The 12,491-nt window shown below is 64.9% G+C and carries 13 protein-coding genes; 5 read left to right on the top strand and 8 right to left on the bottom strand.

The window, feature by feature from the left end; all coding sequences use genetic code 11:
- Nucleotides 1–281 precede the first annotated feature (281 nt).
- Nucleotides 282–1,115, top strand: a complete 834-nt coding sequence (locus IVB29_RS11055; RefSeq protein WP_247503409.1) for an outer membrane protein — start codon at nucleotides 282–284, stop codon at nucleotides 1,113–1,115.
- A 9-nt stretch (nucleotides 1,116–1,124) separates the two neighbouring features.
- On the opposite strand, the gene IVB29_RS11050 is transcribed toward IVB29_RS11055, so the two are convergent.
- Nucleotides 1,125–2,180 (bottom strand): serine hydrolase, encoded by a 1,056-nt coding sequence (locus IVB29_RS11050; protein ID WP_247503408.1) that lies wholly within the window; start codon nucleotides 2,178–2,180, stop codon nucleotides 1,125–1,127.
- A 280-nt stretch (nucleotides 2,181–2,460) separates the two neighbouring features.
- Here IVB29_RS11050 and IVB29_RS11045 point away from each other — a divergent pair, with 280 nt between their 5' ends.
- Nucleotides 2,461–2,868 (top strand): metalloregulator ArsR/SmtB family transcription factor, encoded by a 408-nt coding sequence (locus IVB29_RS11045; protein WP_247503407.1) that lies wholly within the window; start codon nucleotides 2,461–2,463, stop codon nucleotides 2,866–2,868.
- Nucleotides 2,868–3,359: an SRPBCC family protein gene (locus IVB29_RS11040; protein ID WP_247503406.1), complete on the top strand. Its 492-nt coding sequence runs from the start codon at nucleotides 2,868–2,870 to the stop codon at nucleotides 3,357–3,359. Before IVB29_RS11045 ends, IVB29_RS11040 begins: the two co-directional genes overlap by 1 nt.
- A gap of 9 nt (nucleotides 3,360–3,368) precedes the next feature.
- Here IVB29_RS11040 and IVB29_RS11035 read toward each other — a convergent pair whose 3' ends face one another.
- From IVB29_RS11035 to IVB29_RS11025, 3 genes are read right to left on the bottom strand one after another with little or no spacing between them, the layout of a single operon-like run.
- Nucleotides 3,369–4,589, bottom strand: a complete 1,221-nt coding sequence (locus IVB29_RS11035) for an ABC transporter substrate-binding protein (RefSeq protein ID WP_247503405.1) — start codon at nucleotides 4,587–4,589, stop codon at nucleotides 3,369–3,371.
- 22 nt (nucleotides 4,590–4,611) lie between these two features.
- Nucleotides 4,612–5,586, bottom strand: a complete 975-nt coding sequence (locus IVB29_RS11030; protein ID WP_247503404.1) for a tripartite tricarboxylate transporter substrate binding protein — start codon at nucleotides 5,584–5,586, stop codon at nucleotides 4,612–4,614.
- A 36-nt stretch (nucleotides 5,587–5,622) separates the two neighbouring features.
- The gene (locus tag IVB29_RS11025; protein ID WP_247503403.1) at nucleotides 5,623–6,504 is read right to left on the bottom strand and encodes an IclR family transcriptional regulator; all 882 of its coding nucleotides are present in this window, start codon (nucleotides 6,502–6,504) and stop codon (nucleotides 5,623–5,625) included.
- Nucleotides 6,505–6,715: 211 nt separating this feature from the next.
- Here IVB29_RS11025 and IVB29_RS11020 point away from each other — a divergent pair, with 211 nt between their 5' ends.
- The gene (locus IVB29_RS11020; protein WP_247503402.1) at nucleotides 6,716–7,558 is read left to right on the top strand and encodes a hypothetical protein; all 843 of its coding nucleotides are present in this window, start codon (nucleotides 6,716–6,718) and stop codon (nucleotides 7,556–7,558) included.
- A gap of 4 nt (nucleotides 7,559–7,562) precedes the next feature.
- Here IVB29_RS11020 and IVB29_RS11015 read toward each other — a convergent pair whose 3' ends face one another.
- Nucleotides 7,563–8,216, bottom strand: coding sequence for a response regulator transcription factor (locus tag IVB29_RS11015; RefSeq protein WP_247503401.1), 654 nt, complete (start codon nucleotides 8,214–8,216; stop codon nucleotides 7,563–7,565).
- The gene (locus tag IVB29_RS11010; protein ID WP_247503400.1) at nucleotides 8,213–9,598 is read right to left on the bottom strand and encodes a HAMP domain-containing sensor histidine kinase; all 1,386 of its coding nucleotides are present in this window, start codon (nucleotides 9,596–9,598) and stop codon (nucleotides 8,213–8,215) included. The genes IVB29_RS11015 and IVB29_RS11010 overlap by 4 nt, the downstream gene beginning before the upstream one ends.
- Nucleotides 9,599–9,786: 188 nt before the next feature.
- Between IVB29_RS11010 and IVB29_RS11005 the strand changes: the two genes are divergently transcribed.
- Nucleotides 9,787–10,653, top strand: a complete 867-nt coding sequence (locus tag IVB29_RS11005) for a DUF3280 domain-containing protein (protein ID WP_247503399.1) — start codon at nucleotides 9,787–9,789, stop codon at nucleotides 10,651–10,653.
- Nucleotides 10,654–10,655: 2 nt separating this feature from the next.
- Here IVB29_RS11005 and IVB29_RS11000 read toward each other — a convergent pair whose 3' ends face one another.
- Entirely contained in the window at nucleotides 10,656–11,687 is a 1,032-nt protein-coding gene (locus IVB29_RS11000) for an L-idonate 5-dehydrogenase (RefSeq protein ID WP_247503398.1), read from the bottom strand.
- 24 nt (nucleotides 11,688–11,711) lie between these two features.
- Nucleotides 11,712–12,479, bottom strand: a complete 768-nt coding sequence (locus tag IVB29_RS10995) for an SDR family oxidoreductase (RefSeq protein ID WP_247503397.1) — start codon at nucleotides 12,477–12,479, stop codon at nucleotides 11,712–11,714.
- Nucleotides 12,480–12,491 lie beyond the last annotated feature (12 nt).

Genomic DNA, 12,491 nt, shown 5'->3' with positions numbered 1-12,491 from the left:
AATCGAATCGCGTCGGCGCTGCTTTGTCTTGACGCGACACCGTTGCGCGTTGCGGGCCTGCGTTGCGCGCCACTGCCGCGGCAGGGCAGATGTGTGGCACGTCGGCCACACTGGTTACACTTCGCACGCGATGGGCCGCAAACTACGTCACAGTCCCTGTGAACTTCGCCGCAGTCCAAGACGGGAGGCGGCGCGGCACCTATCCCAACTCTGCGCCGGATCGCTCCCACCCGCGCGCATGCGAAAACGCGAGCTCAATCGCGTGGGGCAAGGACATTGGAATGAAGAAGTATTTGCTGGCGGTTGTCTCAGTTGCCTTGGGCACCGCGTCCGTGCATGCGGCCGATCTCGCGGCGCATTACACCAAGACGCCGGTCATGGCGCCAGCCTACAACTGGACCGGCTTCTATGGCGGCCTCAACGTTGGCTATGCGTTCAATGATCCGACTGCGACCTTTACTGCGAATGACATTGTCTCCAATTCAATTATCGGAAACCTCGGTACTGCCGCAGCGCCGGTTGCCTACGATGTCAAAGGTGTTCTCGGCGGCGCGCAGGCTGGTTACAATTGGCAGGTGTCGCCGAATTGGTTGATTGGTCTTGAGGCGGATTTTCAGGGCAGTGACATTAAGGGATCGGCGGCGACTCCTTACGCGGTCATTGGGCGACCGGGGCAGATTGAAGCGCAGCAGAATGTCGAATGGTTCGGAACGCTTCGCGCTCGCGCTGGATTGCTCGCGACCAACAAGCTGCTCGTCTACGGTACGGGCGGCTTGGCTTACGGATCGGTCCGCGAAGATTCCATTCTCAGCAACACAATAGGTTTCACCGCCGTGGCCGGGGGCACTGTAAGCGCTGTCTGCGCGGCTTCAGTAGCCTGCTACACGGGACCGACGACCAAGATATTGACCGGATACACGGTGGGTGGCGGATTTGAGTATGCCGCCTGGCAAAATGTTTCCTTGAAGGCCGAGTATCTCTACGTCAATCTCGGAAGCAGTAACATCGTTTCAACAGCGCCTGCGCTTGCTGGTACTACGCCTTCGACCATCGGCACGCACTTCAGTGATCTCGACTTTCATGTTGTTCGCGTCGGCGCGAACTATCACTTCTGATTGCATCGTTCAGCGCGAAGCCACGAGCCTTGCCAGCGCGGGCAGGATCTTGTAGCGGGCGATCTCATGCGGGTATTCGCCGCGATTGGCCAGCAGCACGATGCCGATCCGCCGCGCCGGCACGAGGCCGATATAGCCGGAGGCATTATTGAGGCCGCCCGGCTTGTCGACGACAATGGCGTCGGGAAGATGCACCGTCTCCCAGGCCATGCCCTGCCCGAATTTCTCGTCGATGCGGAAGGCCTCGTGCTGCGTCATCCGCAGCGCCTCGCGCAGATGCGGATCGATCGAACGGTCGTCGACTGAGGCCGCAATGAAGGTCGAAAGATCCCGCGCTGAGGAGAACATCTGGCCGGTGCCGGGGAAGTCAAAATAGCTCTGCTGGTTGCCGATCGGGCCGACCGCCACGCCCTGGTCCGAATAGCCCTGGGCGACCCGCTGCATCCAGGCCGCGTCCATGGCGGCGCGGTTGTCCTCGCCGCGTTCCGGCACGGAGGTCGCGGTCATGCCGAGTGGCCCAAGGATGCGCTGCTCGAACAGCGTCGCGATCGGCGCGCCGTAACGGCGCTCGAGCACGAGCTGCAGCAGCACGTAGCCGGCATGGCTGTAGAGGCGCTGCTTGCCGGGCGCCTCGCCGGCCTCGGGCTTCCAGGCGTTGAACATGTCGATGAACTGCGCCCGCGAAAATTGCTCGTTCGGCCAGGGCGGATGGTCGGTCGGCAACAACAGTCCCGACGTATGCGTGGCGAGCTCGCCGACGGTGACGCGGCGGACATAGTCGCCTGTGAGTTCGGGCAGATATTTCGGCACGGGATCGTCGAGCCGCAATTCGCCGCGGAGCGCGCCGAGCGCAACCAGTGACGCCTCGAACGGCTTGCGCAGCGAGCCGAGGTTGAACAGCGTGTCCGATGTGACCGGCCGCCGCGTGGTATCGTCGGCAAAACCGTGGTTGAAGAACTCGACATGGTGGCCGGCATAGAGCGCGGCGGCGAGGCCTCCCGGCTGGTCCGGCGTCACGGTCGGCGCGAGTTCGGCGGCGACGATGTCGCGCATCTGCGCGATCATGTCGGAATCCGCGGACGCGCGCCGTGGCCCAAGCGCGACCGCAAGCGGAACGAGCGCAGCCCGGGCGAAGGTTCGCCGGGTGATCGGGGATGAGGTGACAACAGGTGGCACGTGTTCTGATGAATCATGCTTGTGCGCCCCCGGCTCTCTTTTAGCGGGGAGGGCGCGATGTCCCAATTCACGATTGCGCGTTGTCGGTTCCATTCGGACTACGGAGTTTAACTTAGCCGATCGGCTAACAATTGTTGACGCCCGTCGTCCACCGTGTATAGTTAGCTTCATGGCTAACCAATTATCCCACCTCGACCATATCTTCGCGGCCCTTGCCGATCCGACCCGGCGGGCGATCGTGATGCGGCTTTGCGTGGGCGAGGCATCGGTCGGGGAACTCGCCGACCCCTTCGACATGGCGCTGCCGAGCTTCATGAAGCACATCCATGTGCTGGAGACGAGCGGGCTCGTTCAGTCGGAGAAATCCGGCCGCGTGCGCACCTGTCGTCTCAGCCCCGACGCGCTGGTTGGCGCAGAGGACTGGTTCCAGCAGCAGCGCGCGATCTGGGAGGCGCGGCTCGACCGGTTCGAAGCTTACGTGATGAAGCTCAAGAAAGAGAGGGAGGCCGCCAAGCGGCCGTCCAGAAAAACCGACAAGAAAACCGACAAGACAACCAAACGGAAAGGTTCTGAGTGATGACGAATGCTGCCAACCCCGCTCTGTCGCAATGGTCCCTCGACCGCGAGATCGTGATGTCGCGCGTGATCGACGCGCCGCGCGATCTGGTGTTCGAGGCGTGGTCCGATCCAAAGCATCTGCCGCAATGGTTCGGGCCGAAAGGCTTCAAGCTCGAGACCTTCGAGATCGACGTGCGGGTTGGCGGTGTCTGGCGCTTCAACATGATCGGGCCGGACGGCACGGTCTATCCGAACCGCATGCGCTTCCGCCGCATCGAGCGGCCCTCGCTGATGGAGATGGACCACGGCGTCGACCAGGACGAGGATCCCGGCATGTTCCGCTTCACCGTCACCTTTGCCGAGCAGAGCAACGGCAAGACGGTGCTGATGATGCGGCAACTGGCCTCGAGCACCGCGCAGCGCGACGGCATGATCGGCTTCGGCGCCGTCGAATACGGCTACCAGACGTTGGACAAACTGGCTGCGTATGTCGCCGGGATGAAGGGGTGAGTACGCCCCTTACTCCTTCGCTTCGTCCGTCACGATGCCGCCGAGCTTCTGCCAGTGCTGGCCGTCGAACTGCACCATCTGGAACTGCTTGTTGACGCGGTAATCGGTCGGCGTCGTCGTCACCGAGATTCCCGGCAGCGTCAGGTCGAGTTCGATGTTTTTGAGGCTGGCGGCCTGGCGCATCACGTTCTCGCGGGTGAGATCGTCGCCGCATTGCTTCAGCACCTGCACCAGAAGCTGGGCGGTGATGTAGCCGTAGACGTTCAGGTTCGAATCCTTGTCACCATCAGGATAATACTTCGCCATGAAGGCGAGATAGCGCTTCATGCCGGCATCGTCCTTCCATTCGGGATCGGCGGAATCCTTGACGTAGCCGACGCTGACGACCCCCTTGGCGTTGTCGAGCCCGGCGGGCTTCAGCACCGCGCTGACCGAGGAAGCGTTGATGTCGATGATGTGCAGCGGCTTCCAGCCGATCTCCGCAACCTTCTTGATCGCCTGCGCAGCCTGCTTCGGCGTCGTGGCGCTGAACAGCACATCGGCGCCGGCGTCCTTCAGGCGCAGGATCTGTGAGTCGATCGTCGGCTCCGTGATCTCGTAGGAGGTCTCGGCCACGACCATCTTCGCCTTGTCGCCGAGACCGGCCTTGAGGCCGGCGAGATAGTCCTTGCCGAGGTCGTCGTTCTGATAGAGCACGCCGATCCTGGCGTTCGGATGGTTCTTCAGAAGATATTGTGCGTAAATTCGGCCCTCGACGAGATAGGACGGGTTGAAGCCCATCGTCCAAGGAAAGTTCTTCGGGTCGGTGAAGCGCGCCGCGCCGGTTGCCGCGAACAGCTGCGGGACCTTCTTGGCGTTGAGATATTTCTGTACGGCGACGTTCGGTGCGGTGCCGATGATCTGGAATGTCAGCAGCACCTCGTCGCTCTCGACCAGCCTGCGGGTCTGTTCCACCGTCTTCGGCGGTGAATAGGCGTCGTCATACTGGATCAGCTCAACCTTACGACCGTTCACGCCGCCCTGGTCGTTGATCATCTTCATGTAGGCGGCCTGGGTCTTTCCGATCACGGCATAGGCCGAGGCCGGACCACTCAGCGGCACGGTCTGGCCGACCTTGATTTCGGCGTCGGAGGCGCCGGCATCATATTTCTTCTGCGCCTGTGCCGCCGGGATCGACAGCGCGAGAGCGAGTGCAGAGGCCGCGACGCGTTTGAGAAGATCGGCTTTCATTTCCATTCCCTGTTTGTGACAGTCACTCGCCCTTGAGCCCGGCGTCGCGGATCAACGCGGTCCATTTTTGCGTCTCCCGGTCGATGAACTGGCCGAACTCGGCGGCGGTGCCGGGGCGCACCTCGAGACCCTGGGCGGTCAGCTTGTCCCTGATCGCGGGCTCGGCGAGCGCGCGCAAAACTTCGGCCTGGAGCTTGTCGACGATGGCGCGTGGCGTCGTGGCGGGCGCCATGAAGCCGTACCAGCCGGCGGCGGCCACGTTGGGAAAGCCCTGTTCGCGCAGGGTCGCCGCCTGCGGGTAGAGCGCGCTGCGCTCGGGCGAGGCGACGCCGAGCACGATGAACTTGCCGCTCTGGATATAGGGTAGCGCGGTCGGCAGCGCCGTCAGCGTCGCGTCGACGCGGCCGGCCAGCAGCTCGGTGTAGGAGGCCGCATCGCCGCGGAAGGGGATGTTGAGACCCTTGACGCCGGCATCCCGGAACAAGAGCTCACCGGCAAGGTGCGGCTGCGAGCCGGCGCCGGGCGAGGCGAAGGTCAGTCCATCCGGCTTCGATTTGCCGTAGGCGATCAGTTCCGGCAGCGTCTTGAACGGGGCGTCAGCGCTGATGATCAGGAACAGCGGTGCGATCACCGCCATCGCGACCGGCTGAAGGTCCTTGCGCTCATACGTCAGCTTGCCGAACAGCGCCTCGGCGGTGGCGTAGGGCGCAGCGACATAGAGCAGGGTGTAGCCGTCGCCCGGCGCATGCGCGACGGCATCGTTGGCGATACGCGTGCCGGCGCCCGGCTTGTTCTCGACGATGAATTGCTGATGCAGGCTGCGGCCGAACTCTTCGGCGAGCAGGCGCAGCGAGATGTCGTTGGAGCCGCCGGGCCCATAGGGCGAGATCAGCCGCACGAGGCGTGACGGCCAGGAATCCTCAGCGCGCGCGGAGACTGGAAGTCCGGGCAGGGATAGGGCGAGGGTGCCCAGCAATGTTCGGCGTGTGATGCTCATGATGGCCTCCCGGTGGTGGAGTGCCAGTGTTCTTGTTCATTTCCTGGCCCTCTTCTTGTTTTGCTTTTGTGTCTCGGCCGCGGGCCCTGCCGCGCCTATGATGGCGCGGATGCTGTCGGCAAGTGCCGCGATGCGCGGCCCGATCTCGCTCTCCAGCTGGCCCGGCTGGAGCCGGAACGCGGGAATGCCGCAATTGATCGAGAACGACTGCTTCGTCTCACTCACATAAAACAACGGTGCGGCGACGGCGTGGATCGAGGCCATGTACTCGCCCCAGCAGGTGCAGAAGCCGCGGCTGGCGCATTGCGCGAGCCCGGCGCGATATTTGTCGCGGAAGGCCGACCACAGCTCGGCGTCTTCGCTCGCAATACGCTCTTCGAGGCGTGCCGCATCGGCCGTCGGCAACCTCGCCGCGGCGGCGCGGCCCATCGCCGTCATGACCACGGGAATCGGCATGCCGATATCGGGGACGTGCGGGCCGACGTCGCCGGAGCGCGCGGTCTCGACATAGATCATGGAGGTCGCGTCGAGCAGGCCGATCGAGACCGTGCCGCGCACGCTCTGCGCCAGCTCCTGCATCAACGGGCGCGCAACCTGGCGGAATTGCATGTCGGCCAGCAGCGGATGCGCCATGCGAAGTGCGCGCGCGCCGACGCGATATTTGGCGCGCCCGGAATCGTAGCGGAGGTAGCCAAGCTCGGCGAGCGTATGCGTCAGCCGCGCCACCGTCGGCCGCGGAATCCCCGTCAGTGTCGACAGCTCCATGTTGCCGAGCAGCGTCGCCCCGGCCTTGAAGGCCTCGAGCACCACGAGGCCCTTGGCCAGCGTGGTCGCAAACGCGGCGTCGTCAGCGCTCGAGGCCAGCACTGCGGCGGCGGACGCGGAGGCGTGGGGCGGTTTGGACGCGGCTCGAGCCATGCAGGTTTAATGAACCCGGTGGCGTCGGTTGTCCAATAAATTCAGAGAAGCCGCTCTATGTGTCCACTATGCGGACGTAGAGCGGCGGCTTAAGCGAAGGCGAGAAATGCGCGGAAAGCACATCCGCACACGGATTTTTGTCGTGATTCCATGGCTTGTTGTGACAGGATTATTACGAGTAGATGTCATCTCGGTTACGTCGGAGCGATTCATGTTGCAGTGGCAGGCACGGTCAAATCCCCTGGCGTGGTGGTGGGGGTCCCTGACGCTGGTCAGCGCTGCCAACATTTTCGTCTGGTTCATGTTGTACCGCGAGTTCTACCCGAGCCTGGCGGGCAGCGTCGGCGGCGGTTCGGATATCGGCCTGATGTTCCTGCTCTGCGCCGGCTACGTGTTCGGCTGCGCCTTCCGCTCGTTCCTGCCGCGGGCCGACGTGCAGCGCATCTGCCTGTTCGACACCTGGCTGTCGAGCGTCTTCGTCGGCCGTACGGTCGCGACCGTGGCCGAACTGTGCTTCGTCGCGCAGTGGGCGATCATCCTGCATCAGCTGGGTCACATGACGGGCGCGCAGACCGTGGTGAACATTGCGCTCGTGATCGTGCCCATCATCGTCATCGCGGAATGCTTCTCCTGGTACGCGGTGGTGACGACCAACTTCCTCTTCAACGCGATCGAGAACTCGCTGTGGGCGGTCACCTTCTTCCTCGCCGGCATCGCGCTGTGCCGCCTCATGCCGGAATTCCAGGGACCGGTGCGCTGGGCGCTGATCTCAGGCATCGTCGGCATCGCCTGCTTCCTCGCCTTCCTCGTCACCGTCGACGTGCCGATGTATCTCAGCCGCTGGCGGGCAGGGCACGCCGAGGGCGGCAGGTTCCTCGGCTTCCTCGAAGGCCTGCACGATGTCTCGACGCGCTGGGTGGTGACCCACGACATCGCGCACTGGAAGGGCGAGCTGACCTGGATGTTCCTGTATTTCAGCGCCGCGGTGTGGTCGAGCCTGGCGCTCTGCGCGCTTTACGCGATGGAAGGCTATCTGACGCGTTATCTCGCCTGAGCGGTCAGGCTTCGCCGAGACCAATCTCTGTCAAAATCCCCTGGCGCAGTGCCAGCCGGACCAGCTCGATGTCGGAGCCGACGCCGAGCTTGTCCTTGATCAGCGAGTGCAGGTTCGCCACCGTCTTCGGGCTGACATGCAGCGTCTCGGCGATCTCGTCCGTGGTCTTTTCGGCGAGCAGCAGCCGCAGCACCTCGAATTCGCGCGGCGTGAGCACGTCGGCGGCCGAGCTCTCGCCGGCGAGCCGGCTCAGCGCGAGCTCGTGGTCGATGTCGGGGCTGATGGCGATCTTGCCGGCGAGCACGTCCATCACCGCGCGCACCAGCGTCTCGGGCGGGCTGGTCTTGGTGACATAGCCCCGCGCGCCGGCGCGGATCGCCTGCACGGCAAAGCCGGCATTCTCGTGCATGGTGAAGACGAGGATTTTTGCGGCCTTGTCCCATTGCCTGATGCGCCTGACGGCCTCGATGCCGCCGATACCGGGCATGCTCAGATCCATGATGACGAGGTCGGGCGCCTCGGATTTGAACAGGCGATAGGCCTCCGCGCCGTCCCCGGCTTCGGCGATGACGCGCAGGCCCGGCTGCTTTTGGAGCACCGAGCGATAACCCTCGCGGACGACGGAATGATCGTCGACCAGCAAGATCGTCGCGCTCATGCCGCGCGCTCCAGCAGCGGCTGATCGGCGGCTGCGAGCGGAATGGCGACGCGTAGCGCGGTGCCGCCGGACGGGCCAGCCTCAAAGCTCAACCGGCCGCGCAGGGCCGCGACGCGCTCGCGCATGCCGAGCAGGCCCATGCCGGATTTCGCGGCGGGATCGTTCGACCGTCCGTCGTCGTCGATCGCAAGCGCGATCTCGTCAGCGCGCATCGTCAATTCCAGACTCACCTTGGTGGCGCCGGCGTGCTTGGCAGCGTTGGTGAGCGCCTCCTGCACGATGCGGTACAGGCTGGCGCTGATGGTGGCCGGCAGGGTCTCGAATGTGCCGTTGAAACGGATCGCAAACCGCGTCTCGCCGCGGCTGCGCCCGTTCCACCCCGCAACCAGACCTTCGAGGCTGGCGACGAGCCCGAGCTCCTCGACGTCGGGCGGGCGCAGCCGGAACAGTGTGCCACGCAACGTCTCCATCATGCCGGTCGCGGTCCGCGCGATGCCGTCGCATTCGGACAGCAGGGATGGGCAGTCCTGCGCGGCGGTCTGGCGGGCGGAGGCGGCGAGCGCGCGGATGGCGGCCAGCGATTGGCCGAACTCGTCGTGAAGCTCGCGCGCGAGATGGCGCCGCTCCTCGTCCTGGAGCGCGATCAGCTTTCGCGTCAACTCGGCACGCTCGGCAAGCGCGGTATCGAGGCTCTCGGCGAGGTGGTTGAAGACGTCGCGGATCGCCGAGAGCTCGGCGAGGTCGAACGGCGGCAGCCGCGTCGTGAGATCGTTGGCCGCGATCCGCTCCAAGCCGGTGCGGATCATGCGGGTGGGATGCAGCGCCCGCGCCAGTGCGGCGTAGACCAGAACGCACAACAGCGGTAGCGCAATCGCCAGCGCGAGCATCAGGCGGCCGGCCTCGTGCCAGGCGTCGGCCGTCTGCACGGCGGGATCGACGGAGACGACGACCTCGCCGAGTTTCGCGCCGCGCACGATCACCGGCCGTACCGCCTCGCGGCCGGGGTCGAACATGCCGTGATAGAAGGCCGCGAAGGCCTGCGGCGCTGGGTTCGCCGGTGTCGGCGCGCCGCTGCAGAAGCGCTGGAGGATGTCACCGCTCGTGCCACGGAACGCCAGACACAGGCCGGGCGTCATCACATAGGTCGAGACAGGGTCGAGGTTGGGAAAGTCGGAGCGGGGGCTCGCGACCCACTGGATCTTGCCCTGCTGCAGCTCCAGCGTCTTGGCCACGATGACTGCGATAGCGTCGATCCGCGCATGCGCGGCGCGGTCGGCCGTAATCAGGAAATAGGCGGAGATCGCGGCGAAGCAGGCGGCCGATATCGCAGCCACGCGCAACGTCAGACGGACCTTGAGATCGGACCTCGGGCGGTTCCACATCGGCGGGCACCTGGTGCGAACGGAATTGTCGCTTCCCCATTAAACGGCAGAACGCAAGCGGCGGAAAGCGCCACCCTTACCGCAGTGCAACGTCGTGAAATTTTCCCGGCTCTGGTCGGGACTGGCGCTGCTGCGCGGCGCGAAGCCGCCGTCCAGCTTGCGACGCTGCTCCATCACACGAGGCCCGCATGCGCCGTTTCAGGTCGATCTTCTCTGCCATTCTCCTCGTCGTCCTCCCGGCGGCCTGTTCGCCTGCCGGTGCCGAGGCCGCCCTCGGCGTTGCCATGGACGATTTCAGCTATACCGACACGTCCGCCGAGCCGGCCAACCAGACCGCCGCCCACGAGCGGCGGCTTCAGGCGTTCATGGCCGCGCTCAGGCGGGATATCGGCGAAGGTGGGCGCTATCGGCTCGCCCCGTCCACCCAGGACGACGCGGCGTTCAAGGTCATCGGCGGCATCCAGAAGACGAGCACGCTGGTGCAATGGGCCAAGGTCGCCGTGATCGACGTCGGCGCCAAAAAGCTCGTGATGGACAAGCTCTACACCTTCCGCGGCGACAATGATGAATCGTGGGAGCGCGCCGAGATTTTCGTGTCCCGCGAGATCATCGCGGCACTCGCAACACCTGCGCCGATCGCGCTTGCCGTGTTCGATTTCGAGCTCGAGGACACGACCGCGGCTTCGGTGGGCGCATCGGCCACGTCGGACGCATCCTATCTGGCCGAGGTCACCGGCAGCGTGCGCGAGGCGCTCGGCCAATCCGGCCGCTATCGTATCGTCGAGGTGGGTGGCGAGGCGGCAAAGACGCCGGCGTTGCGCGACTGCAATGGATGCGAGGCCGCGATGGCGCAAAAGCTCGGCGCGGATCAGTCACTGATCGGCGTAGTGCGGCGGGTCAGCCGCACCGAGTACACGCTTGGCTTCCAGGTTCGCGACACTAAAACCGGCGCGGTGCTGGCGCGCGGCGACAGTGGCCTGCGCCTCGGCGCGGACTATTCGTGGAAACGTGGCGCCGTGCGGCTGATCAGCGACCGGCTGATCGAGAGCCAATAGCTCTAGAACGTCAGTTGCACCTTCATCGACTGCGAGCGGTCGGTCGCAAGCTCGAACGCGGCCACCGCGTTCTCGAATGGCATGGTCGCCGTGATCAGCGGTTTGACGTCGATCAGGCCTTCACCCATCAGCCGCACCGCAAGCTCGAATTCGGGATCGAAGCGGAAGGTGCCGCGCAGCTGCAATTCCTTGGCGACGATGGCGTTGATCGGCAGCGTCATCTCGCCGCCGAGGCCGAGCTGCACCAGCGTCGCGCCGGGCCTGAGCACGTCGAGCGCTGTGCGGAGCGCGGCCTGGTTGCCGGAGGCCTCGAACAATGTGTCGAATACACCCTTGCCGGCGCGCCAGGGATCGAGCGCGGTGGCATCGGTCGCGACATTGATGGCGTGGGTGGCGCCGAGCTTCCTGGCGACCGCGAGCGGCGCATCGGCGACATCGGTGACGACGATCTCGGATGCGCCACCAAAGCGTGAGACAAGAATCATCAGCGCGCCGATCGGGCCGCAACCGGTGATCAGCACGCGCTTGCCGAGCAGGGGGCCGGCCTGCTTGCCGGCATGCAGGCATACTGCGAGCGGTTCGGCGACCGCGGCTTCCGCCAGCGACAGTCTGTCGGAGATCGGCACGGCCTGCGTCGCATCGACGGTGAGGAACTCGCGAAAGCCGCCCTGCACATGGGGAAAGCGCATCGCGCTGCCGAGGAAGCGCATGTCGAGGCACTGGTTGCGCATGCCTTCCTGACAATGCAGGCACTGGCCGCACGGCTTGCTCGGATTGACCGCGACGCGTGTGCCCGGCTTCACATTGGTGACGCCGTCACCGACAGCTGCGACCACGCCGGCGATCTCATGCCCCAGCGCCATCGGCTGCTGGATGCGGACGACGCCAAAACCGCCGTGGTGATAGTAGTGCAGGTCGGAGCCGCAGATGCCGCCATTGGCGATCTTGACGCGGACTTCGCCCGGGCCAGGCGCCGTGTCAGGGTAGTTGTCGATCCGCAGATCTTTCGGGGCGTGAATGACGACGGCGCGCATGGCTTGCTCCTCGGACTTTCGCGATCACATCGCGGAGATCATGCCACCATCGACATAGATGATCTGGCCGTTGACATAGGTGGAGGCATCCGACGCGAGGAAGATCGCAGCGCCGACCAGCTCGTCAGGCCTGCCCCAGCGCTTTGAGGGGATGCGGCCCATCAGCCAGTTGTTGAAATCGGTGTTGTTGACCAGCGCCTCGTTCATGTCGGTGAGCATGTAGCCGGGGCCGATCGCGTTGGCCGTGATGCCGTGCTGGGCCCATTCCACTGCCATCGATCGGGTCAAATTCTTGATGCCTCCCTTGGCCGCGGTGTAGGGCGCAATCGTCGGACGCGCGAGCTCGCTGCCGAGCGAACCGATATTGATGATCTTGCCTTGCTTGCGCGGGATCATGCGCTTGGCCGCCTCGCGGCCGATCACGAAGGCGCTGGTGAGGTCGGTCTCGATCACCTTGCGCCATTCGTCGGTGGTGAACTCGACCAGCGGCTTGCGGTGCTGAATGCCGGCATTGTTGACGAGAATGTCGACCGCGAGCCCTTCGCGGTCGAAACGCTCGAAGCTGGCCACGATCGCCGGCTCGTCCGTGACGTTGAAGGCGGCGCCTTCGGCCTGGAGACCGGCAGCGTGAAACTCGGCGACGGCCTGCTCGACCCGCTTGGGATCGACGCCGTTGATGATGATCTTCGCGCCGGCCCTGGCCATGCCCTCGGCAATGGCGCGGCCGAGCCCGCGGGAGGAGCCGGTGATCAGTGCAGTGCGGCCGGAGAGGTCGAACAGGGCGGTGCTCATCTCAAAAGATCC

This window comes from Bradyrhizobium sp. 1 (assembly GCF_023073315.1).
Classification (GTDB): Bacteria; Pseudomonadota; Alphaproteobacteria; order Rhizobiales; family Xanthobacteraceae; genus Bradyrhizobium.
The sequence above is the reverse complement of the archived record's forward strand: the minus strand, read 5'-3'. Positions and strand labels throughout refer to the sequence as shown.

Bases quoted from the DNA above. Each gene is read 5' to 3' on its own strand.
- IVB29_RS11055 (WP_247503409.1), top strand. From the start codon at position 282: ATGAAGAAGTATTTGCTGGCGGTTGTCTCAGTTGCCTTGGGCACCGCG.
- IVB29_RS11050 (WP_247503408.1), bottom strand. From the start codon at position 2,180: ATGATCGCGCAGATGCGCGACATCGTCGCCGCCGAACTCGCGCCGACC.
- IVB29_RS11045 (WP_247503407.1), top strand. From the start codon at position 2,461: ATGGCTAACCAATTATCCCACCTCGACCATATCTTCGCGGCCCTTGCC.
- IVB29_RS11040 (WP_247503406.1), top strand. From the start codon at position 2,868: ATGACGAATGCTGCCAACCCCGCTCTGTCGCAATGGTCCCTCGACCGC.
- IVB29_RS11035 (WP_247503405.1), bottom strand. From the start codon at position 4,589: ATGAAAGCCGATCTTCTCAAACGCGTCGCGGCCTCTGCACTCGCTCTC.
- IVB29_RS11030 (WP_247503404.1), bottom strand. From the start codon at position 5,586: ATGAGCATCACACGCCGAACATTGCTGGGCACCCTCGCCCTATCCCTG.
- IVB29_RS11025 (WP_247503403.1), bottom strand. From the start codon at position 6,504: ATGGCTCGAGCCGCGTCCAAACCGCCCCACGCCTCCGCGTCCGCCGCC.
- IVB29_RS11020 (WP_247503402.1), top strand. From the start codon at position 6,716: ATGTTGCAGTGGCAGGCACGGTCAAATCCCCTGGCGTGGTGGTGGGGG.
- IVB29_RS11015 (WP_247503401.1), bottom strand. From the start codon at position 8,216: ATGAGCGCGACGATCTTGCTGGTCGACGATCATTCCGTCGTCCGCGAG.
- IVB29_RS11010 (WP_247503400.1), bottom strand. From the start codon at position 9,598: ATGTGGAACCGCCCGAGGTCCGATCTCAAGGTCCGTCTGACGTTGCGC.
- IVB29_RS11005 (WP_247503399.1), top strand. From the start codon at position 9,787: ATGCGCCGTTTCAGGTCGATCTTCTCTGCCATTCTCCTCGTCGTCCTC.
- IVB29_RS11000 (WP_247503398.1), bottom strand. From the start codon at position 11,687: ATGCGCGCCGTCGTCATTCACGCCCCGAAAGATCTGCGGATCGACAAC.
- IVB29_RS10995 (WP_247503397.1), bottom strand. From the start codon at position 12,479: ATGAGCACCGCCCTGTTCGACCTCTCCGGCCGCACTGCACTGATCACC.